Source organism: Pedobacter miscanthi (assembly GCF_032678605.1).
Taxonomy (GTDB): Bacteria; Bacteroidota; Bacteroidia; order Sphingobacteriales; family Sphingobacteriaceae; genus Pedobacter; species Pedobacter miscanthi_A.
Genome location: NZ_JAVTSU010000004.1, coordinates 77,546 through 97,886, shown reverse-complemented (window position 1 = coordinate 97,886; position 20,341 = coordinate 77,546). Strand labels below are relative to the sequence as shown.

The 20,341-nt window shown below is 38.5% G+C and carries 22 protein-coding genes; 8 read left to right on the top strand and 14 right to left on the bottom strand.

Going from position 1 to position 20,341, the window contains the following annotated elements; translation table 11 throughout:
- The first annotated feature begins 174 nt into the window (after positions 1 to 174).
- On the top strand, positions 175 to 825 hold the full coding sequence (locus R2R28_RS07595) for a YceH family protein (RefSeq protein WP_316825090.1): 651 nt from the start codon (positions 175 to 177) through the stop codon (positions 823 to 825).
- 302 nt (positions 826 to 1,127) lie between these two features.
- Here the strand turns inward: R2R28_RS07595 and fabF are convergent, their stop codons facing one another.
- The 4 genes from fabF to R2R28_RS07575 all read right to left on the bottom strand — a co-directional run bounded on the left by fabF (position 1,128) and on the right by R2R28_RS07575 (position 4,490).
- Complete coding sequence (gene fabF, locus R2R28_RS07590) at positions 1,128 to 2,378, bottom strand: beta-ketoacyl-ACP synthase II (RefSeq protein ID WP_316825089.1); 1,251 nt, start codon at positions 2,376 to 2,378, stop codon at positions 1,128 to 1,130.
- Positions 2,379 to 2,599: 221 nt separating this feature from the next.
- Complete coding sequence (locus R2R28_RS07585) at positions 2,600 to 3,367, bottom strand: SDR family oxidoreductase (protein WP_316825088.1); 768 nt, start codon at positions 3,365 to 3,367, stop codon at positions 2,600 to 2,602.
- 12 nt (positions 3,368 to 3,379) lie between these two features.
- Positions 3,380 to 3,829 (bottom strand): PaaI family thioesterase, encoded by a 450-nt coding sequence (locus R2R28_RS07580; protein ID WP_316825087.1) that lies wholly within the window; start codon positions 3,827 to 3,829, stop codon positions 3,380 to 3,382.
- A gap of 73 nt (positions 3,830 to 3,902) precedes the next feature.
- The gene (locus tag R2R28_RS07575) at positions 3,903 to 4,490 is read right to left on the bottom strand and encodes a TetR/AcrR family transcriptional regulator (RefSeq protein ID WP_316825086.1); all 588 of its coding nucleotides are present in this window, start codon (positions 4,488 to 4,490) and stop codon (positions 3,903 to 3,905) included.
- A 147-nt stretch (positions 4,491 to 4,637) separates the two neighbouring features.
- Between R2R28_RS07575 and R2R28_RS07570 the strand changes: the two genes are divergently transcribed.
- From R2R28_RS07570 to R2R28_RS07560, 3 genes are all read left to right on the top strand, one after another.
- Positions 4,638 to 5,549, top strand: a complete 912-nt coding sequence (locus R2R28_RS07570; protein WP_316825085.1) for a helix-turn-helix transcriptional regulator — start codon at positions 4,638 to 4,640, stop codon at positions 5,547 to 5,549.
- 90 nt (positions 5,550 to 5,639) lie between these two features.
- On the top strand, positions 5,640 to 6,473 hold the full coding sequence (locus tag R2R28_RS07565; protein ID WP_316825084.1) for an SDR family NAD(P)-dependent oxidoreductase: 834 nt from the start codon (positions 5,640 to 5,642) through the stop codon (positions 6,471 to 6,473).
- A 100-nt stretch (positions 6,474 to 6,573) separates the two neighbouring features.
- Positions 6,574 to 7,425: an SDR family oxidoreductase gene (locus R2R28_RS07560; RefSeq protein ID WP_316825083.1), complete on the top strand. Its 852-nt coding sequence runs from the start codon at positions 6,574 to 6,576 to the stop codon at positions 7,423 to 7,425.
- Positions 7,426 to 7,549: 124 nt separating this feature from the next.
- Here the strand turns inward: R2R28_RS07560 and arsB are convergent, their stop codons facing one another.
- From arsB to R2R28_RS07540, 4 genes are read right to left on the bottom strand one after another with little or no spacing between them, the layout of a single operon-like run.
- Positions 7,550 to 8,614: an ACR3 family arsenite efflux transporter gene (gene arsB / locus R2R28_RS07555; RefSeq protein WP_316825082.1), complete on the bottom strand. Its 1,065-nt coding sequence runs from the start codon at positions 8,612 to 8,614 to the stop codon at positions 7,550 to 7,552.
- 1 nt (position 8,615) lies between these two features.
- The gene (locus tag R2R28_RS07550; RefSeq protein WP_316825310.1) at positions 8,616 to 9,035 is read right to left on the bottom strand and encodes an arsenate reductase ArsC; all 420 of its coding nucleotides are present in this window, start codon (positions 9,033 to 9,035) and stop codon (positions 8,616 to 8,618) included.
- A gap of 18 nt (positions 9,036 to 9,053) precedes the next feature.
- Positions 9,054 to 9,620: a DUF6428 family protein gene (locus tag R2R28_RS07545; RefSeq protein ID WP_316825081.1), complete on the bottom strand. Its 567-nt coding sequence runs from the start codon at positions 9,618 to 9,620 to the stop codon at positions 9,054 to 9,056.
- A gap of 37 nt (positions 9,621 to 9,657) precedes the next feature.
- On the bottom strand, positions 9,658 to 9,987 hold the full coding sequence (locus R2R28_RS07540) for a metalloregulator ArsR/SmtB family transcription factor (RefSeq protein ID WP_316825080.1): 330 nt from the start codon (positions 9,985 to 9,987) through the stop codon (positions 9,658 to 9,660).
- Between the two features lie 141 nt (positions 9,988 to 10,128).
- On the opposite strand from R2R28_RS07540, the gene R2R28_RS07535 reads away from it, so the two are divergent.
- Positions 10,129 to 10,542, top strand: a complete 414-nt coding sequence (locus R2R28_RS07535) for an EamA family transporter (RefSeq protein WP_316825079.1) — start codon at positions 10,129 to 10,131, stop codon at positions 10,540 to 10,542.
- Between the two features lie 207 nt (positions 10,543 to 10,749).
- Here R2R28_RS07535 and R2R28_RS07530 read toward each other — a convergent pair whose 3' ends face one another.
- On the bottom strand, positions 10,750 to 13,035 hold the full coding sequence (locus R2R28_RS07530) for a GH92 family glycosyl hydrolase (RefSeq protein WP_316825078.1): 2,286 nt from the start codon (positions 13,033 to 13,035) through the stop codon (positions 10,750 to 10,752).
- Positions 13,036 to 13,727: 692 nt separating this feature from the next.
- On the opposite strand from R2R28_RS07530, the gene mnmA reads away from it, so the two are divergent.
- Positions 13,728 to 14,819, top strand: a complete 1,092-nt coding sequence (mnmA, locus tag R2R28_RS07525; RefSeq protein WP_316825077.1) for a tRNA 2-thiouridine(34) synthase MnmA — start codon at positions 13,728 to 13,730, stop codon at positions 14,817 to 14,819.
- Between the two features lie 300 nt (positions 14,820 to 15,119).
- Here mnmA and R2R28_RS07520 read toward each other — a convergent pair whose 3' ends face one another.
- Positions 15,120 to 15,434: a hypothetical protein gene (locus R2R28_RS07520; protein WP_316825076.1), complete on the bottom strand. Its 315-nt coding sequence runs from the start codon at positions 15,432 to 15,434 to the stop codon at positions 15,120 to 15,122.
- 260 nt (positions 15,435 to 15,694) lie between these two features.
- Here R2R28_RS07520 and R2R28_RS07515 point away from each other — a divergent pair, with 260 nt between their 5' ends.
- On the top strand, positions 15,695 to 16,057 hold the full coding sequence (locus R2R28_RS07515) for a response regulator (RefSeq protein ID WP_316825075.1): 363 nt from the start codon (positions 15,695 to 15,697) through the stop codon (positions 16,055 to 16,057).
- Between the two features lie 170 nt (positions 16,058 to 16,227).
- On the opposite strand, the gene R2R28_RS07510 is transcribed toward R2R28_RS07515, so the two are convergent.
- From R2R28_RS07510 to R2R28_RS07500, 3 genes are all read right to left on the bottom strand, one after another.
- Positions 16,228 to 16,824 (bottom strand): FMN-dependent NADH-azoreductase, encoded by a 597-nt coding sequence (locus tag R2R28_RS07510; protein WP_316825074.1) that lies wholly within the window; start codon positions 16,822 to 16,824, stop codon positions 16,228 to 16,230.
- A gap of 236 nt (positions 16,825 to 17,060) precedes the next feature.
- Positions 17,061 to 18,191 (bottom strand): glycoside hydrolase family 97 catalytic domain-containing protein, encoded by a 1,131-nt coding sequence (locus tag R2R28_RS07505; protein ID WP_316825073.1) that lies wholly within the window; start codon positions 18,189 to 18,191, stop codon positions 17,061 to 17,063.
- Complete coding sequence (locus R2R28_RS07500) at positions 18,176 to 18,979, bottom strand: glycoside hydrolase family 97 N-terminal domain-containing protein (protein ID WP_316825072.1); 804 nt, start codon at positions 18,977 to 18,979, stop codon at positions 18,176 to 18,178. The genes R2R28_RS07505 and R2R28_RS07500 overlap by 16 nt, the downstream gene beginning before the upstream one ends.
- 192 nt (positions 18,980 to 19,171) lie before the next feature.
- On the opposite strand from R2R28_RS07500, the gene R2R28_RS07495 reads away from it, so the two are divergent.
- Positions 19,172 to 19,471 carry a hypothetical protein gene (locus tag R2R28_RS07495; protein WP_316825071.1) on the top strand — a complete coding sequence of 100 codons (300 nt, stop codon included), beginning with the start codon at positions 19,172 to 19,174 and terminating at the stop codon, positions 19,469 to 19,471.
- A 39-nt stretch (positions 19,472 to 19,510) separates the two neighbouring features.
- Here R2R28_RS07495 and R2R28_RS07490 read toward each other — a convergent pair whose 3' ends face one another.
- The gene (locus R2R28_RS07490) at positions 19,511 to 20,335 is read right to left on the bottom strand and encodes an ion transporter (protein ID WP_316825070.1); all 825 of its coding nucleotides are present in this window, start codon (positions 20,333 to 20,335) and stop codon (positions 19,511 to 19,513) included.
- Positions 20,336 to 20,341: the final 6 nt, after the last annotated feature.

The window sequence follows — 20,341 nt, the reverse complement described above, 5'->3', positions numbered from 1 at the left end:
CTTTGTCAGAGCGGGTTCATTTCAGTATATGCCATCATGTTGCAATTGGCAGATAACTTAATTATCCGGTTGGTTTTGCCACACACACCTCTTCCATAACACAAATAACCGCCTGTAAATAAAGCACTAACAAAATAATTTTCAAAATGTACAACCAATTTATACTTTTATAATATGGACAACGTAAAACCACTACCCGATTTATCTGCAGCAGAACAACGTGTTTTAGGCGCATTGATAGAAAAAAGCAGAACCACGCCTGACTATTATCCCATGACCTTAAACAGCTTAACAGCGGCATGCAATCAAAAAAGCGCCAGAAACCCTGTGGTAAATTACGATGAAGAAACCATAACCTTAACGTTAAACCAGCTTAAAATAAAGGGCTTAATTTCTACCGCCACCGGAGGATCGAGTCGTGCAACCAAATACAAGCATAACCTGGCCATTGTTTACCCATTACTACCTTCTGAGCTGGCCATTATTTGTCTGTTGCTTTTACGTGGACCATTAACCCCAGGCGAAATCAACAGCAATTCGGGAAGACTTTATGAATTTGAAAGTATTGAGGAAGTACAGGAGCAACTTCAAAAACTATCGGATGATGAACCTGCATTTGTAAAACAACTCGCTAAAAAAACCGGACAGAAAGAAGCCCGTTTTGTTCACCTTCTGGGCGAACAGGCAGAAACCACTACCGAAGTAGAAACCGAAACAGTTTCAATCGCAGCGTTTGATCCCACTGAACTGGAAAATCGCATCGAAAAACTGGAACTGGAAATAGAAGAATTGAAGGAACTGGTAAATTTGTTGATGGATAAGTAAGTTTATTTTAGTTCATTGGTTCATTTGCCATTGGTTTATTGGTATTCACCCATAGTTGTAATCCTGGTAAATTCATCATTTCGAGTGGAACGTATAATTTTTTGTCATTCTGAGTGCAACGAAGAATCTCTGTGTTCCGTTGCAATACCCACAAAAAGCCCTCAATTATCAAAAGATTCTTCACTGCGTTCAGAATGACAGAACGGGGAGTGTTTTCCGTGCCTCCATGGCAAAAAAACTGCAACAAAAAAGGTCTTAGCGAGACGCTAAGACCAGCAAATCACTTTAATCAATAATCCTCATTAAGCACCGTGTTTTTTAAAAATCGTACTGGCTGTGTGTCCACCGAAACCAAAAGTATTATTTAATACATAATTGATTTCTTTTTTAATCGGTTCGCCCAATACAATATTCAATCCTTTAGGGATATTTTCGTCCAGATTTTTAGTATTAATGGTAGGAGGAATTACATTATCTCTGATCGATAAAATGCTGATTACGCTTTCAATAGCACCTGCAGCACCAAGCAAGTGGCCTGTCATTGATTTAGTAGCGCCAACTATTACCGGTAAACCATTAAAAATGGTATTAATACCCTGTAATTCGCTTAAATCACCTAATCCGGTAGAAGTAGCATGCGCATTGATATAATCAATTTTATCAGCCGTAATATTGGCATCTTTTAGCGCTTTTTTCATGCCTAAAGCAGCACCAATTCCATCCGGAGGCGTACCGGTAAGGTGATAAGCATCAGCAGCCATTCCACCACCAATAATTTCTGCATAAATATGCGCACCACGCTGTAGTGCATGTTCTAGATCTTCCAGGATCAATGCTCCGGCACCCTCGCTCATCACAAAACCATCTCTGTCTTTATCGAAAGGTTTAGAAGCACCTTGAGGATTTTCATTATTTTTAGATAAAGCCTGGGCTGCATTAAATCCACCAACAGATGATTTAGTGATTGCAGCCTCTGATCCACCTGCAACCATGATACTTGCTTTCCCCAAACGAATGGTATCAAAAGCATTAATAATTGCAGTATTGGATGATGCACAGGCCGACACCGTGCAGTAATTCGGTCCGCGTAATTTATGACGGATGGAAATAGCCCCCGCGGCAATGTCCACAATCATTTTCGGAATGAAATAAGGATTAAATCTTGGCGTTCCGTCTCCGGCGTGAAATTCTTCCAATTGCGATTCAAAAGTACCGATACCACCATTTCCGGTAGCCCAGATTACGCCAACTTCAGCCAGTTGATCATCGCTCATGGCACTAAAATCCAAACCAGCATCTTTTATTGCCTGATCGCTGGAGCCGATGGCATATTGGGTAAACAGATCGTACTTTTTAATTTCTTTTTTCTCCAGGTATTCATCAGGGTTAAAACCCTTTACTTCACCTGCAAACTGCGTTTTAAATTTGCTCGAATCAAATTTTGTAATTGGGCCAATGCCACTTTTACCAGCTAAAATCTGCTGCCAAAATTGCTCAACAGTGTTGCCAAGCGGGGTTATCGCACCTAAACCTGTTACTACTACTCTTTTCATTTTATTGTTTTTTAGTCAATCCCCCTGGATAAATATCAACCTGTCATTATGCTAAGGGTATTTATTAATATAGCAGGAATAGCTATACGTTGCCCTATCGCCTATTAAGGTTGATGCAAATCCAGGATTTACACTTAATGCCGCGAAAGTAACAATTCCTGCATGGAAAACTGTCATAATAAAGGAAACAACAATTTCTTTTTTATTCCTGCTATACTAAATTAATTCTGGACAGAATCGATCCAGGCTTTTCTATTGGCATTCATTACGTTCAAAGCGTCAGCAGGCGATTGTCTGAACAGTTCGTAAATTTTAGCCGTATCACCTACTCTTATTTCATACTCATCATTTGCCAAAGCTGCCAATAAATCGTCGGCAACCACCGATGGTTTGATACCGTTATGCCCACCAATTTCTTTCGAAAATTCAGTATCCACCAACGGAGGCATCAATTCGAAAACCCTAACCGAAGTTTCTTCCAAACTTAACCTTAAAGCGGTGCTGTACGAATGAAGCGCTGCTTTACTTGCTGCGTAAGTTGGCAAAGTAATACCAGGAACATAAGCAACGATTGAAGATACATTTACAATAGCCGATGATTGCTGCGTTAATAAAACAGGCAATAATTTTTGGTTAATTCTGATAATTGACAGGTAATTGGTTAACATTTCATCTTCTGCATTTGCAAACGCATCCTGATTAGGATCGGCCAAATTGTAAAGAATTGCCCTCCCTGCATTATTGATCACTATATTTAATTGAGGAAAGTCTATTTTAATCCTTTCTACCAATTGATCTACATCTCCGGCTTTGCTTACGTCAGATAGGATGGTAGTTACATTTTGAAGTGATGCTGCAGCATCAAGCCTTTCCTGGTTTCTGCCGGTAATAATGACGTGATTATCTAAAGCGGTTAATTGTTTTGCAATTTCCAGGCCGATACCGGCTGTTCCACCGATCAATAAAACGGTATTTTGTGAAGTTTTCATTTTATATTTTTATTAAAATTTTAAGATTAAACAAGTGCTCACGGCATGAGCATAAACGGTGTTATTTTCATCAACCAATTGTGCTTCTACCAAAGCAGTACGGCCACCCAGGTTGATGACTTTTCCGATGGTTTTTAATTTTCCGGTTTTAATGGTGATGGCCTTTAGAAAATTTACTTTAAGCTCTAAAGTGGTATAGCCCTTTCCTGCAGGCAAAAGCGAATGCACAGAACAACCCATCGCCGAATCTAAAATGGCTGTAATTACACCACCATGTACGGTTCCGATGGGATTATAATGGAATTCTTGTGGTGTAAATTCAAAAACGACATTTCCTGCCTCAATTACGGTTACACTAAAGTCTAAAGTGTGTAAAAGCGGCGGCAAAGGAAATTTATTGTCGCTCATGGCTTGTAAATAAGCTATTCCATCCATTTGCATGGCCTCCTTTGCTCCTTTCATGGGGTCTTCCCAGGTTATTGTTCTACTTCTTTCCATAACAAAATACCGATCGGTATATTTTAGGTTAAAATTTTTAGCCGAGGCTATCTACATATTTTTTTAACGAGCCCGTAATAAGGCCCCAATATTCAGTTTTTGAAGTCAGCTTCGAAATCATGATTCCCCCTTCAACCATCGCAATAATGGTTAAGGCAATTTGCTCAGGATTTTGATCTGCATAAATTTCTTTATTGGCAATACCTGCCTCAACCAGTTTACCTATTTTATTTTTCCAGTCTAAAACAGCCTTTAACACCCTTCCCCTCAATTCGGGATGGGTATCGTCAGCATCAATGGCCGTGTTGAGTACCGGGCAGCCTCCTGCTGAGACCGAACCATCGATAAATTTCTGATAAATATCAATGTACACCAAAAGTTTATCCTTAATACTGGTCTGCCGGTTCATTTCAGCTTCAATCCGGGTTGAAACATTTTTAAGGTTATAATCAAAAGCAGCCATTGCCACTTCATCTTTATTGGCAAAATTACCGTAAATGCTACCTTTGGTTAAACCTGTAGCAGCCGTAATATCATTTAAAGAGGTACCTGCATAACCTTTCATATTAAAAATAGGTGCGGTTTTCTCTACAATGAAATTTCTCGTTTTTTCTGCTTTGGTCATGTTCTGCTAAATTGACGATGCAAATATATACCAATCGGTATATTAACTGCAAATTATTTTATCATCGGAATCTCCTTTTAAAAAGTGCGCTCCATTCATCAATATTCATATTATCTATTTTACGTTTGAATTTTGTAACTTTGATCTATGAACAAACCAGAAAGCATTGAAGACTTTTATCAGAACAAATTCAGTTTCCTGCCCGATAATCTGCAAAATGGCGTGGGGCATTTTAACGTTTTTAAACTGGAAGACTGTTTAAGGGACGATCAGAAACCAATGAGTTATAACCGCAGGGATTATTACAAAATCTGCCTCACCCGCGGCCATAACGTTTACCATTATGCAGATAAAAGCATTGAAATAGATGGCACTGCTTTAATTTTTTTCAACCCTCTTGTACCTTATACCTGGGAATTGGCCAGTGGCAATAAAAGTGATGTAACTGGTTATTTCTGCATTTTTACTGAATCATTTTTTAAGGAAAAAATCCGTGGTAATATCGGCGATCTGCCAATGTTTGTTCCCGGAGGAAACCCGGCATACTTTTTAAATGACCAACAGGATGCGCAGGTGGAAGGCATTTTTGCTAAAATGTTTGAAGAAATTGGTACGGATTATATTTACAAGTACGACCTGCTGAGAAATTACATTACAGAAATTACCCACTTTGCCCTAAAAACGCAACCGTCAGAAGCTTTATTTAAACATACTGATGCCAATACGAGGATTACTTCAGTATTTACAGAGCTGCTGGAGCGCCAGTTTCCTATTGAAACTACTACACAAAGGCTCACCATGCGTTCGGCAAAAGATTATGCCGCCCAGCTTTCGGTACATGTAAACCACTTAAACCGGGCCATTAAAGAAACTACCGGAAAAACCACTACAAATTACATTACCGAACGATTGTTGACTGAAGCAAAGGCTTTATTAAAACATACAGACTGGAATATATCGGAAATAGGCTATTGCCTGGGCTTTGAAGAACCCACCCATTTTAACAACTTTTTCAAAAAACTGACTAAGCACACCCCTACGTCTTACCGAATTGTTTGAATTTCGTAATCATCAGTTTGATTAACGTAATACACTGAAGCTGTTTCTGCTGTAATTTTGTTTTAACAAAAAAAGAATAAAACTATGGGCATGAAAAAAGTTTGGTTTATTACCGGTGCTTCAAAAGGCTTAGGATTAAGTTTAGTAAATCAATTACTGAAAGCTGGTCAGTCTGTTGCGGCTACCTCAAGAAATATTGATGAACTTAAAAAAGCCGTAAATGCTGATACGGGAAAATTCCTTCCACTGGCTGTTAACCTGGCCGACGAACAAAGTGTGGAGGATGCAATTAAGGCGACCATTTCCAAATTCGAAAGGATTGATGTGGTGATTAACAATGCTGGCTATGGCATTGGGGGTAGTATTGAAGAATTAACTGATGCCGAAACACGTAATAGTTTTGATGTAAATGTTTTCGGAACATTAAATGTAATCAGAAAAGCTTCACCTTATTTAAGGGAACAACGTTCGGGACATATCATCAATATTGCATCAATTGCGGGTATTGCCGGTGCAACAGGCTGGGCGGTTTATGCTGCTGCAAAATCAGCGGTAATCGCATTATCAGAAGTATCGGCCGAAGACCTTAAAGAATTTGGTGTAAAAGTTACTGTTGTTGCTCCCGGCGCTTTCAGAACAAATTTCTTAACACCTGATTCGCTGATATTGGCTGCTAATCCAATTGCAGCATATGAAGAAGTAAGGGCAATACACAATAAGTATTTGAAAATGGATGGTCAGCAGGTTGGAGATCCTGAAAAAGCAGCTGCTGCAATGATCTCTCTGGCAAGTATGCCACATCCACCGGTCCACTTGCTTTTAGGTAACGACGCATTTCAAAGGGCTTCTGATAAAATAGACTGTTTATCGAAAGAGTTCAATAACTGGAAAGCCATTACGATTTCGACAGATTTCGACAATTAATTACATGCTAATGGCGAATTAGCAATCCACAACGGCTACAGTCCCGAAGCACTTCGGGACTGCCTGCCAATCATTTCATTTCATTCTAAAAAACAATATCATGGAAAATCAAAAAGTTTGGTTTGTAACAGGCGCGTCCAAAGGTCTGGGATTAATCTTAGTGAAAACATTATTAAACAACGGCCTTAATGTTGCTGCAACATCAAGAAATTTAAACGATTTAATCAAAGCCGTAGGCGAACACGAGAATTTTTTACCGTTAAGCGTTGACTTAATTAACGAAAATAGTGTAGAAGCTGCAGTAAGCCAAACCATTAGCAAATTCGGTCAGGTTGATGTAGTGGTAAACAACGCCGGTTATGGCATGCTTGGTGCATTGGAAGAGTTAAGCGATAAAGAATCTCGTCAAAATTTCGACGTGAACGTTTTCGGCTCCTTAAATGTAATCAGAAAAGTGCTTCCTCAATTAAGAAAACAACAATCGGGTCATATTTTCAATATTTCCTCAATCGGTGGTTTTTCAGGTAACTTCCCTGGTTTCGGAATTTATTGCGCTACAAAATTTGCGGTAGTTGGCTTTACGGAATCGTTGGCTGCTGAAGTAAAATCATTGGGCATAAAAGCAACGGTTGTAGAACCAGGTTATTTCAGAACAGCATTTCTTACCGAAGGATCATTAGCAGTACCAAGTTCTCCGATCGATGCTTATAAAGAAGTGCGCGATTCGCAGGCTGCACACCAAAACGACATCAACAACCAACAGCCAGGCGATCCGGCAAAAGCGGTAGAAGTTATTATTGAAGCTGCAAAAAGCGAAAATCCGCCACTACATTTATTCCTTGGCCCCGATGCTTACCAGGTGGCTGATGCAAAAATTGCAGATGTACAAAGAGACATGGCCAATTGGAAATATCTGGCAACGGCGACCAATTTCGAAGAGATTGGCGCTTAATATTTATCGCAGTCGTCATTGCGAGAAGGCTTTTTCAGCCGACGAAGCAATCTTACAACAATCGCTACCAGCGTGCGCTTTAAGATTGCTTCGTGCCTCGCAATGACGACTTTTTTACTTAATCTTACATCTTAAAATATTTCCTCCTAAACCATTGCGCCAAATTCACCAATGCAATTAATGCTGGTACCTCTACCAATGGACCGATTACACCAGCAAAAGCCTGACCAGAATTAATACCGAATACACCTATGGCTACCGCGATGGCCAGTTCGAAATTATTCCCGGTGGCGGTAAAAGCAATAGCCGTACTTTTGCTATAATCGGCTCCAAAGTACCTGCCAGTAAAGAAACTGATTACAAACATGACCACGAAATAAATAACCAATGGCAATGCGATCCGCAATACATCCATGGGAATCTGCATAATTAATTCTCCTTTTAAACTAAACATCACCACGATTGTAAATAACAAAGCAATTAAGGTGACCGGCGAAATCAGAGGAATGAAAGTTAAGCGGAACCACTCCTCTCCTTTCAATTTAATCAGTATTTTTTGACTTAAAATACCAAGCAAGAAAGGGATTCCTAAATAAACACCAACGCTCTTTGCAATTTCTACTATAGAAATATCTATAGCAATACCTTTAAGGCCAAAAAAAGGTGGCAAAACAGTAATAAAAAAATAAGCAAATACGCTGTAAAGCAATACCTGAAAAATACTGTTTAGGGCTATTAAACCAGCTGCGTACTCGCGGTTTCCATCAGCAAGATCGTTCCAAACTACCACCATGGCAATACACCTGGCCAAACCGATCATCATTAAACCGACCATGTATTCAGGATAACCATGTAAAAAAATAATCGCGAGGAAAAACATTAAAAACGGACCAATTATCCAATTAAGAATAAGCGAAGCACTTAATACCTTAATATTTTTAAACACTTCGCCCAGATTCCGGTAATTAACTTTAGCTAAGGGTGGATACATCATCAGAATCAATCCGATAGCCAATGGAATATTGGTACTTCCGCTGGAAAAAGAATTGATAAATATTGCAGATAAAGGAAATAAAGCCCCCAATGCCACTCCCAATAACATGGCTAAAAAAATCCAAAAGGTTAAATAGCGGTCTAAAAAACTTAATTTTCTAGACTTAGTGCCCGGTGCACAAACATTTGCCGACATCTTATGCTTTTAAATTTTCATTTACAAATTTCTGCATATAAGCTTTAACCAAGTCTCTCGTAATTCTGAATTGAGCCATGATTTCTTCCTCTGTACCTACCGCTTTCGCAGGATCAGGAAAGTTGTGGTGTAATTTTATTGCCTTTGTTGGAAAATACGGACAGCTTTCTTTCGCATGATCACAAACGGTAATCACATAATCGAAAGGAACATCAAAGTATTCGTCTAAATTATTTGATGTTTGGCTGGAAATGTCGATCCCATCTTCTGCCATTATTTTTATTGCTCTTGGGTTAACACCGTGCACTTCAATACCTGCGCTATAAATTTTGGCATTATTTTGGGCAAAATATTTTAAATAACCTTCTGCCAGCTGACTCCTGCAGCTATTTCCGGTACAAAGCACCAACACATTTTTCATTTTCATAAATTTTTATTTTTAACAACAGCCACTTTCCGGACTACAACTATTTTGACCGACAGCAAGATTAACCAATGCCACCTTAATTTTTTCGGGTTGAGCGGGTGCACAACATTCTTCGCCGGTTTCAGTAGTTCCACAACTTCCACCTCGGTTAATGGCCTTACATTGTGTGGCATCGGGTGTTAGGTTTATAACCAAGTTATCGCCGTCGATTTTAAATTCGCCGGGATACATTTGCCTGGTATCAAATTCTGAATTGCCGAATTCAATTTTCACAATTCCCTTGGTGTTTAAAGCCATTTTGCTTTCTACCAGATCAATAATGGATAATGCTTTTTTTACTTGCATCGCCCTGCCCTCCTCTGCTTCGGTAGGCTCCCATAATTGTACGATAATTTCTGTCCAGGCATTCACCACGCCACCACAGTCAACCGAGGTAATTGGTGCCTGTTTAATTTCAGTGATGTGATAATTGGCTTTTACCCACTTACTTTGGGCATATTGAAACTGTAAAATCAGCTCTGGATGTCGTTGAAGTTCAGCTTTAAAGCTATTCCATTCGATTGAAAACATATTAATCATAATATTGCAATTTAACGATTGATTTGAGTAAAAAATTTTAACAGCAGTTTTGTTCGCCTTTATAAGAAGCAAAGAAATCGCCCAGTTGATTTTGAAGTAATTTCCATGTTTTAGGCTCGATACAATAACAAATGCTCACTCCTTCTATAGTGCCTTGTATAATGCCAGCATTTTTAAGCTCTTTTAAATGCTGCGAAATGGTTGCCTGTGCTAAACCAAGCTCTTCAACAAGGTCGCCACAAATACAGGTATTTGATTTTAGAATACGCTGAAGAATGGCTATCCGGGCAGGATGTGCCATCGCTTTAAGCAAGGCAGCCATTTGGTTTTGCTCTTCGGTAAAGATTTCTGTTTTGGTAAGTCCCATAATTATATATCGCAATATTACGATATATAAATTAAAGTTCCAAATTTATTTTAAATAAGATTATACAGCTACAGAATTTCTATAGATTGTATATTTTACTTCGTGTTTAAATATTTTGTATTTTAAAGAAAAAATAAAAACATGTGGAAATTTTATGCCATACTCTCTGCCCTATTTGCGGCTGCGACGGCTATTTTAGCTAAAGTTGGTTTAAAAGGCGTTATTGGAAACATAGCAACGGCGATTAGAACCGTGGTGATTTTATTTATCGCCTGGGGCATCGTTTTAGTATCCGGAGAAATTTCTCAACTTAAAGTATTGAGTAAAAACAACCTGATATTTCTGGGATTATCGGGTCTGGCAACGGGTTTATCGTGGATTTTCTATTTTAAAGCGCTCGAAACCGGCAGTGTTTCTAAAGTGGCACCGATCGATAAATTAAGTGTAGCCATTGCCATGGGGTTGGCTTTTTTGATTTTAAAGGAACCTATTGATACCAAAACATTAATTGGAGGTGGGTTGATTGTAGCGGGTAGCTTGGTAATTTTACTTTAAGATTTGGCGTATATTTTTAGCCACGGAGACACTGAAAGCACGGAATCGACTTAAACACTAATCTTTTTCATCATTGAGATGTTATGAATATTAAGGCGTTATTGGATATGATTATTAGTCTATTAGACTATCAACCATGAACTATCGACTAAAAAAAAACCGCTGACCAAAAATTAGTCAACGGTTCAATACTAAAGTGATGTATCGCTATTTTTTAGGCTTGGCGCTCATGTAAAAAGTGAGCTTTCCACCGTTTGTGATATCTGCATGTTTGATTTTATGATCGGTAATTTCTTTTCCATTCAATAAAACTTTTTCTACATATACATTTTTGTCACTTTGTTTAATGGCCTCAACCGTGAAGGTTTTGCCGTTTTCTAAATTAATTACGGCATTGTTAACCAGCGGACTACCTAATGAATATACATCAGAACCTGGTGCTACAGGATAAAAACCAAGTGATGAAAACATGTACCAGGCGCTCATCTGTCCGCAATCATCGTTTCCACCCAAACCATCGGCCGTAGGTTTATATTGCATGTTTAAAATGTGGCGAACCTGTGCCTGAGTTTTCCATGGCTGATCCGTCCAATTGTAAAAATATACAATATGGTGTGCCGGTTCATTACCATGAACATAACCGCCGATAATACCTTCTCGGGTAATATCTTCAGTATGGGCAAAAAATTCATCAGGTAAATGCATGGTGAACAAAGTATCTAAACGGGTAGCAAATTTCTTTTTACCGCCCATTAATTCGATTAGCGAAGCAGGATCCTGCGGAACGAAGAAACTATAGTTCCAGCTGTTTCCTTCAATAAAACCTTGTCCTTCGGTATCTTTTGGATCAAATTGCTTTTTAAAAGTTCCGTCGGCTAATTTCGGACGCATAAAACCAGAAGCGCTGTCGTAGTTATTTTTCCAGTTGTTAGAACGTTTGATAAATTCGTCATACACATCCATACGGTTCAATTTCTTGGCTAGCTGAGCAATCGACCAGTCATCGTAAGAATATTCTAAGTTATTGGAAACCGAAATTCCTGATTTTTCAGCAGGGATATAACCTTTATCGATATAATAACCAATGCCTTCGTAATCGCGGTGTTTGGCTGTTGCAATACAAGCATCCAAAGCTTGGTTCGGATCGCCAGTGTAAGTGCCTTTAATAATCGCATCAGAAATTACCGAAACGCTGTGGTAACCGCTCATACACCAGTTATCGTTGGCATAGTGCGACCAGATTGGCAACATGTGTAAACTGCTCTGATCGTAATGTGCCAGCATTGATTTCACCATGTCGTTACTGCGGGCTGGCTGTGTAATATTAAAAAACGGATGCAGGGCACGATACGTATCCCAAAGAGAGAAAGTTGTATAATTGGTAAATCCATCTGCTTTATGTACACCCTGATCTAAACCTTTATATTCTCCGTTTACATCGGTATAAGTGGTTGGATTGATATACGCATGGTATAAAGCGGTATAAAAGTTTATTTTATTATCGTTAGAAGTTGTTACCTGAATTTTATTCAGTTCTTTATTCCAGGTAGCCTGAGCCTGTGCTTTTACTTTTTCGAAATCCCAGCCCGAAATTTCTGCACGCATATTCTGCAAGGCATTTTCCTGACTAACCGGCGATAAAGCAAATTTAATTTTGATCTTCTCCCCTTCTTGGGTATCAAAATCGAAGAACATTTTTAACTTTTTACCTGCAATTTCAGGGAAGTTCTGGTCCTGGTTAAATTTACCCCAAAAACCTCTGTAAGCCTGTTTTGCATCGTAGCTTTTACGTCCGTAACTTTTAAAAGGTTTAGAAAAACTCATGGCAAAATAAACGGTTCTGGTTCTGGCCCATCCGTTTGTTTGACGGTAACCTGTAATCAGGGTATCGTTTACCACACGAACATAAGTCCAAACAGTTTTTTCTTCGTAATTATAGATCCCCGCCATCAGATCGAGGATAATGTGTGATTGATCTGATTTAGGAAAAGTATATTGGTGCATGCCTACCCTCGTAGTTGAGGTTAATTCTGCTGTGATGTTATCATCATCTAACTTCACTTTGTAGTAACCTGCTTCTGCAACTTCGTTTGCATGAGAAAAGGCCGAGCGATAACCTCCTTTAGGGTTTGATGCTATACCAGGATTTAGCTGTAATTTGCCTTGTGTAGGCATAATCAGGAAATCGCCTAAATCAGAGTGACCGGTACCGCTGAAATGTGTATGACTAAAACCCGTAATGGTTTTGTCTTCGTACTTGTAACCCGCACAGTATTTATATACATCGCCGTTGTATTTTCCGTTTACTTCGTAAGATAAAGTATCTGTTTCGGGGCTTAACTGCACTGCGCCAAAGGGAACGGTTGCACCCGGATAGGTATGCCCCATTTTTGAGGTGCCGATAATGGGCTTCACATACTGCACCAGGTTCTGCTGTGCCGATGCCATCATACCTGAAAGCAAAAGACAAGGCAGGATAACTTTTTTAATCATATTGGTTTAAATTAGTTTGTTTTATTGAAAATTCTAAGGTATAAATTTATCTTCAAATATGCATAAAACAGGATACTAAAACGTTTAAGTAAAACAAAAAATACAATTTAGACTTTTGAAGATACGATTTATCTTACTTTAAACCTTGCGGGTTTTATAAACCTGCGAGGTTTATGCGCTTAGACTACAGACTTTGTTAAATAAACCTGATATAAGCGTAAAGCCCGAATCCCGATTTAAGCACTTTCTGTTTTGTCTTTTATTGTGTGCTTGATTGTTTCACAGGTTTCATCTGGAGAGGACTTGCAGCGATAGCAGGACTTTCGGAACCGAAGTACACCAAACCTTGCTTTTCAAAATATTATTGCTTCATATAAGCTACTCCAGGGCATCAAAAAAAGAAATTGCTTACTTGCCAACCAACCTATGTTATGCAATTATTAATTTAGCGATTTCTATCGTTTGTAAACGATAAACTATTCAACGCTCGTTCGATAGCGGGAAGATACAATTAATTAAGATTCAAGCCCCGCATGTTTTTAAAACCTGCGGGGTTGATGTTATTATTGACCACCTTAGAACAACTAAGTGAAAAGCTCGTACAATTTAGCTACCGCTTTTTACAAGTAACTGACTTGCTTTAAATAATTTCAGCTAAATAAACCTTATTTTTGCAACCTTATATTTTTAAGATGAGTAAACACGGTAGAATTCTGGTTGCCATGAGTGGCGGGGTTGATAGTTCGGTAGCGGCTGTAATGTTGCATGAGCAGGGTTATGAGGTTATTGGCTTAACCATGAAGACCTGGGATTATGCCACTTCTGGTGGTAGCAGTAAGGAAACTGGCTGTTGCTCGTTAGATAGCATTAACGACGCCCGTACACTTGCGGTAAACTATGGGTTTCCCCACTATATATTAGATATCCGCGATGAATTTGGCGATTATGTAATCGATAATTTTGTGGATGAATACCTGGCCGGAAGAACCCCAAATCCATGTGTATTGTGTAATACGCACATTAAATGGGAAGCTTTATTAAAACGTGCCAATAAACTGGATTGCGAATTTATTGCAACGGGGCATTATGCCAATATCCGCCAGCAAGATAGTGGCCGTTATGTAATTTCGAAAGGAAAAGACGAAAATAAAGACCAGTCTTATGTATTGTGGGGTGTTTCACAAGAAAATCTTTCACGTACTAAATTCCCTTTGGGCAGTTTTGCCAAATCTGATATCAGACAAATGGCTTTGGATATGGGACAGGAAGAATTGGCCAAAAAATCAGAGAGCTATGAAATTTGTTTCGTACCGGATAACGATTACAGGGCTTTCTTGAAACATAAAGTAGAGGATTTAGAAGACAGGGTTGCCGGCGGAAATTTCATTTTAAGTAATGGAATGGTGGTTGGCCAACATAAAGGTTATCCTTTTTATACCATCGGCCAGCGTAAAGGTTTGGGCGTGGCATTCGGCGAACCGATGTTTGTAACCCAGATTTTGCCTGAAAGCAATACGGTAGTATTGGGCCGGGCTGATGAACTTGAACGTAAAGAAGCCATGGTACGCAATGTAAACCTGGTTAAATACGCCAGCATTGAAGAACCAATGAATGATGTAATTACTAAAATCCGTTATAAAGATGCGGGTATGTTGAGTACAATAGTTCAGGAAAAAGATAAAATGCGTGTGGTATTCGATCATAATGTTTCGGCAATTGCTCCAGGTCAATCGGCAGTATTTTACGAAGGAAACGATTTATTAGGTGGTGGATTTTTGATTTAAGAAACTTTCCAATCCGTTACTTACCTTGCAACTGTCATGCTGTCCCGATTTTAACATCGGGAAGCATCTTCATAACTTTCTACAGAACGATCGTCATCTCGACCGAAACGCAGTGGAGCGGAGAGATCTACCTCGAAACAGATTTCCCGACAGCGTTGCACTCCGCTCGAAATGACGATATTTTTTGAGGGTGTACGCACTAACTTCTCTATCAATCTTATTGATTTTCATGCGATAAATTCAAACCCGAAATAACGGTATAGATAGGGCTATCACTAACAAAGAGGACTTTACAATTAACTACTCAACACCTTTAAAAACATTAATCACAGCGGTTTTCCATTGAATATAGCCTAAATTACCACAAATCTGTGTAACAAAACCTTCTACTTCTTGCGGCACATCGTTAACCACCCGCCACCTGATTTTATATTTGGGATTATAACTCACATAAACCACTACATCATCACTCCGCTGCCCCATTGCATTTAAGTGTTGTAAATGAATATCCTGCAAGTCTGCCGCAGCAATACGTAATCGTTCATTCATAATTTTGCCTAATGAAGCATCGGGTCTAAAATCGGTTTCGAATATGGGTAAAACGGTAACGGTCATAGAAAAAAATATATTAACAAACACAACTGGCAAAAGCCTTTTGTTTAGAATTACTTGAGGGCATATTAAAATTGCCCTAAAACAAATTTATACTAAAAATATTAGTAATAAAAATTATTCTTATCTTTTTTTTAGTAAAAAAAAAAATTATATAAAAGCATGACATCAATCAGGCAAAGGTTGATAACTCTGGCATTGTGCATAACTCCTTTAAACATCTGATAACGAGATAAGTTATTAGTATTATAAAAGTAGAGCTTATGAAAAAGTGCATCTATGTAGTGGAAGATAACCCGAATATCAGGGAAATTATCGAATTCCTATTGATTGAAGAACTTTACGAAGTAAGAACCTGTCCGAATAGCAACGATTTCTGGCTTCAGATGGGCAAACACAGGCCAGATATGGTGATACTAGACATTATGTTGCCGGATGGAAATGGCTTGGATATTTGTAATACTTTAAAAAGGAATATCAAAACACACAATATACCAGTCATGATGATGTCGGCTAATAACCATTTGAATGCAGTTAAAGCGAAATGTGATGCAGAGGATTTTATCAATAAACCTTTTGACCTGAACGATTTTGCCAGCAGAGTTGAGAAGTATTTAGCAGCTTAGTTTTTAGTCTGAAGTTCTTCGATTTTAGCAATCAGAAAATGAACCGACGAATTAAAAAAATTAAGTTTTAATGCCTTTAAATTTAGTCCAAAGTCATTAGTTCACAGTTTTAGTCGATTTAAATGACCGGCCAACCCACGAATGAACTAATGACTAATGTACCAATGAACTTAAATTGCGATACTTTCGATTGCTTTATCTAAAGCTACTTCTTTAAGATCTGGCATGTTTAAACCTTCTGCCCTGTAAACAGTAACATCTGTCATGCCCAGAAATCCCAATACTGATCTTAAATAAGATTCTGTAAAATCGTAAGGTTTCATTGGTCCTTCAGAATATACGCCACCTGAAGAAATTGCCAGATAAACTTTTTTGTTTTTCACCAAACCTTCGGGACCTTTTTCAGAGTAACTAAATGTTTGACCAGCACGTGCGATATGATCAATCCATGCTTTTAATGACGAATGAATCCCGAAGTTGTACATTGGCGCACCAATAACAATGGCATCTGCATCCTTAAGTTCGGCAATAGCCTCATTTGAATGTTTTATCGCTTCTGCAAACTCCGGTGTATGACTTTCGAGCGGTGTAAAGAAAGAATTGATATGCACTTCTTCTAAATGCGGGAAAGGAGATTCGACTAAATTATGCGTAATTAAAGTGCTGTCTGGATTTACGGCCTGCAATTTTTCTACAATGGCATTTCCCAATTTAATACTGAAAGATGCTGCGCCTCTAGGGCTTGATATAAGATGTAATATTTTCATGTTTTTTTTGCCTTTTATGCATGGCAAAATTATGGATACGAAGTATCAAAAAGCTATTACTATACTAAAGGATAGTGCTATCCTTTAGTATAGTGGCTATTTTAATCTTTTAAAATTGATCGAGATATATTGTAAAAAACCGTCACTCCCGAATAAGGGACAATCTTCAAGCTTTAAAATTGCATTAAGCTTCCCGCATACGCGAGAATGACGGCAAGAAGAAAATAAAGATTATGTTATTTCAATGATTCGATTACAGCGACAAAACCACCATCTTTTACCATATTAATATCGATTGTTTCACCAGCTTTAACCGGTTTTACTACACGTTTAAAATCCATGGCCTGGAAATCGGCGTTAATTCCGTCTTTAATTAAAGTGATCTGGTAACTGGTATTTGCTTTAAGGAAATTAGTTTCAATTTTTAAATCGTGTTTCTGATCGTTACCCATCGCACCGATAAACCATTTTTCGTCTTTGCGTTTTGCCGTAACAATATATTCGCCCACGCTTGCATCCAAAACCCTGGTTTCATCCCAGGTTACCGGAACACTGGTAATAAATGAGGTGGTTTCCGGTTCCCGTAAATAATTGAAAGGGTTATCGGCCAGCATCTGGAAACCACTTTCAAAAACAATATACATCGCCAGCTGATGTGCCCTGGTGCCAATACTCATGGTATTTACCCAGCTAGGTTTGTAATCCTGCTTATGTGCCGAACGCATTGCCCCTGGCGTATAATCCATCGGACCAACCGCATTACGTAGAAAAGGCAGGAATAAATTATTGTTTGGTGTTGCCAATCCGCCACCGATATTCTGCTCCATCCCCACCACACCTTCGTACGAAAGTACATTGGGATAAGCAACCTCAAGTCCGGCAGGTTTAAAGGCACCATGAAAATCGACTAAAATATGGTGTTTGGCAGCTTCTTTTGCTACTCGTGTATAATAATTTACCATCCACTGGTCGCTCCTATCCATAAAATCGATCTTTACCCCTGCAATCCCCCATTTCTCCAGTGTTTCGAAAATATTGAAGTTATTTTCTACCGCCAGCCAGGTAAACCAAAGTACAATTTTTACGTTTTTCTGCTTGCCATAAGCAATCAGTTCCTGCAGGTTAATGGTAGGGTTAGGCTCAAATGGATTTAAGGTAGTTTTTGCCCAGCCTTCGTCCATAATAATATAGGGAATACCAAATTTTGAAGCGAAATCGATATAATACTTATAGGTATCCTGATTATAACCCGATTTAAAATCAACACCATAAACATAGGCATTATGCCACCATTCCCAGGTTACCTGTCCAGGTTTTATCCATTTGATGTCCTGCAATTTATTGGGTGTGCTTAATTTATACACCATTTGGTTAGCTGCCAACTGGGTATCTTTATCGGTAATGACCAAAAAGCGCCAGGGAAATGATCTTTTCCCAGCAAAATTTTCTTACTCCTATCGCCATCGTCTCCAAAAACAAGCGGTACTTTTGGAAAAATGGCATCAACAGTTTTGTGGTCAACTGCTTTTACAAATAAACATGGGTAATCGTAAAGATCAGCTTCTGATAACAGGGCTTTATACTTACCGGTATTAAATAAGATGGGCAGTACACTCATTTTATCTTTGTTTACTTGACCTAATTCGTCTTGGCGGTAAAGAATTTCGTAAGAAGTTTTAAAGCCTCCGGTTTCTAAATAAGCCGTTTTAACATCATCATTGAAACTGATATGTACATCTTCACTGTTTACCGTAATCGAATCTTTTATATTGGTAATGAAACGGTAAGCGATGCCATCATTGTAGGCCCTGAACTCTACACTGAAATTGCCTTTAAAATCGAGTTTTAACAGGTTATATTGATCGATTACTGTACTATTTTTAAGTGGGATTACGGGGCTAGAACTGGTGTTAACCATCGAAAATGTTTTTTTGATCAATTTGGCATTTGCTCCTAGCTCAGCCTGATCTAAATTTAACTGCAGGTAAGAATTGGCTAAAAAAGGATCACCGTTAAAAGTAACGGCATAACCGATTTTATCTTTAATATTTACGGATATTTTAATACGCTTATCGGGCGACAAGAGCTCTACCGGCGCGCCAAAGAGTTTTACTGTGCATAACAGCAATAAAAATAATAACAGTTGTTTTTTCATATTTGATTAGGATTTCTTTGTGTATTAAACGAATTACATAAATCGTTTTAGTTATTTAAAGTTAAACAAGTTTTTAAATTCACAATGCCTCCCGATCAATAAATAATACTTTAACAACCTTAGGAACTTAAGATTTTAAATTTCCATAAACTTAATGCTTCTTCAACCTGTTCTATTATAAAAGAACATACCATGGAAAATTTAGAAAATAATCAACCGGAAGAAGAAATTCAAAACATCGAACAGTTTCAAATCGACCGTTCGAACGGAAATGCAGCAGATGGACATAACACTCCTGAATCAGACGATGATGAATATACTGAAAATGAAGTTCAATTTGCTGATGGTGAAGGAACGCAATTGAATGAAGAAATTGAAGGTCCTGATGATGAAGAGAACGAAGAGGCAGCAGATGACTATAATGAATCGGACATTGAGGAATTGGATAACGACCCCAATGCTTATGATGAAGATGATAGTGAAATGTTATAAAAGCATAAAAATGCCAGATTGGAGTTCAGTCTGGCTTTTTTACCTGAACAAGGATGATCCGCAATATTTGCAGAACAGCGCATCGCTGTCGTGCCCTTCCCTGCTGCAACTCGGACAAGATTCGGGCAATTCTTTTTTCTGCTTTGCTGCCATGGCAATATCGTGGGTGATAATCCCGGTAGGCACGGCTATAATGGCATAACCGATCAGCATTACTACCGAAGCAACAAACTTGCCCAATGGTGTAATTGGTGAAATATCTCCATAGCCAACGGTTGTAATGGTTACAATAGCCCAATAAATGCTTTCGGGAATGTTAGAAAATCCATTTTCACGTTTTTCTACCAGGTACATGATAGACCCCAGGATTACCGTGATGGTTAAAACTGTTAACAGGAAAATGCTGATTTTACGAACACTGTTTTTTAAGGCCTGGGTTAAAAAGTTAATCTCCGTTAAAAAGTGTCCAAGTTTAAATATCCTGAAAACGCGGAGTAATCTTAAAGCCCTAAAAACCAGCAGCGATTGTGCACCAATAAAAAAGATACTTAAATAAGAAGGTAACAAAGCCACGAGATCGATAATCCCAAGCGGACTCAGCATATATTTGATCGGTTTACGGATACTCACCAGCCTTAAAATGTATTCGATGGTAAAAAGGGAGGCGAAAATCCATTCGGTAATGTTGAATAGTTTGCCGTATTTTAAATGAATACTCACCACGCTATCAAGCATTACCACAATAATACTCGAAAAAATGGCGATTAGCAGGCCAACATCAAAAGCTTTACCTGCCGGAGTATTCGATTCGTAAATTACTTCGTGCAGTTTAAACCGCCAGTGTTTGGGTTGATCTGATTCCATGCGTTT

Bases quoted from the DNA above. Each gene is read 5' to 3' on its own strand.
- R2R28_RS07595 (WP_316825090.1), top strand. From the start codon at position 175: ATGGACAACGTAAAACCACTACCCGATTTATCTGCAGCAGAACAACGT.
- fabF (WP_316825089.1), bottom strand. From the start codon at position 2,378: ATGAAAAGAGTAGTAGTAACAGGTTTAGGTGCGATAACCCCGCTTGGC.
- R2R28_RS07585 (WP_316825088.1), bottom strand. From the start codon at position 3,367: ATGAAAACTTCACAAAATACCGTTTTATTGATCGGTGGAACAGCCGGT.
- R2R28_RS07580 (WP_316825087.1), bottom strand. From the start codon at position 3,829: ATGAAAGGAGCAAAGGAGGCCATGCAAATGGATGGAATAGCTTATTTA.
- R2R28_RS07575 (WP_316825086.1), bottom strand. From the start codon at position 4,490: ATGACCAAAGCAGAAAAAACGAGAAATTTCATTGTAGAGAAAACCGCA.
- R2R28_RS07570 (WP_316825085.1), top strand. From the start codon at position 4,638: ATGAACAAACCAGAAAGCATTGAAGACTTTTATCAGAACAAATTCAGT.
- R2R28_RS07565 (WP_316825084.1), top strand. From the start codon at position 5,640: ATGAAAAAAGTTTGGTTTATTACCGGTGCTTCAAAAGGCTTAGGATTA.
- R2R28_RS07560 (WP_316825083.1), top strand. From the start codon at position 6,574: ATGGAAAATCAAAAAGTTTGGTTTGTAACAGGCGCGTCCAAAGGTCTG.
- arsB (WP_316825082.1), bottom strand. From the start codon at position 8,614: ATGTCGGCAAATGTTTGTGCACCGGGCACTAAGTCTAGAAAATTAAGT.
- R2R28_RS07550 (WP_316825310.1), bottom strand. From the start codon at position 9,035: ATGAAAAATGTGTTGGTGCTTTGTACCGGAAATAGCTGCAGGAGTCAG.
- R2R28_RS07545 (WP_316825081.1), bottom strand. From the start codon at position 9,620: ATGATTAATATGTTTTCAATCGAATGGAATAGCTTTAAAGCTGAACTT.
- R2R28_RS07540 (WP_316825080.1), bottom strand. From the start codon at position 9,987: ATGGGACTTACCAAAACAGAAATCTTTACCGAAGAGCAAAACCAAATG.
- R2R28_RS07535 (WP_316825079.1), top strand. From the start codon at position 10,129: ATGTGGAAATTTTATGCCATACTCTCTGCCCTATTTGCGGCTGCGACG.
- R2R28_RS07530 (WP_316825078.1), bottom strand. From the start codon at position 13,035: ATGATTAAAAAAGTTATCCTGCCTTGTCTTTTGCTTTCAGGTATGATG.
- mnmA (WP_316825077.1), top strand. From the start codon at position 13,728: ATGAGTAAACACGGTAGAATTCTGGTTGCCATGAGTGGCGGGGTTGAT.
- R2R28_RS07520 (WP_316825076.1), bottom strand. From the start codon at position 15,434: ATGACCGTTACCGTTTTACCCATATTCGAAACCGATTTTAGACCCGAT.
- R2R28_RS07515 (WP_316825075.1), top strand. From the start codon at position 15,695: ATGAAAAAGTGCATCTATGTAGTGGAAGATAACCCGAATATCAGGGAA.
- R2R28_RS07510 (WP_316825074.1), bottom strand. From the start codon at position 16,824: ATGAAAATATTACATCTTATATCAAGCCCTAGAGGCGCAGCATCTTTC.
- R2R28_RS07505 (WP_316825073.1), bottom strand. From the start codon at position 18,191: ATGGTGTATAAATTAAGCACACCCAATAAATTGCAGGACATCAAATGG.
- R2R28_RS07500 (WP_316825072.1), bottom strand. From the start codon at position 18,979: ATGAAAAAACAACTGTTATTATTTTTATTGCTGTTATGCACAGTAAAA.
- R2R28_RS07495 (WP_316825071.1), top strand. From the start codon at position 19,172: ATGGAAAATTTAGAAAATAATCAACCGGAAGAAGAAATTCAAAACATC.
- R2R28_RS07490 (WP_316825070.1), bottom strand. From the start codon at position 20,335: ATGGAATCAGATCAACCCAAACACTGGCGGTTTAAACTGCACGAAGTA.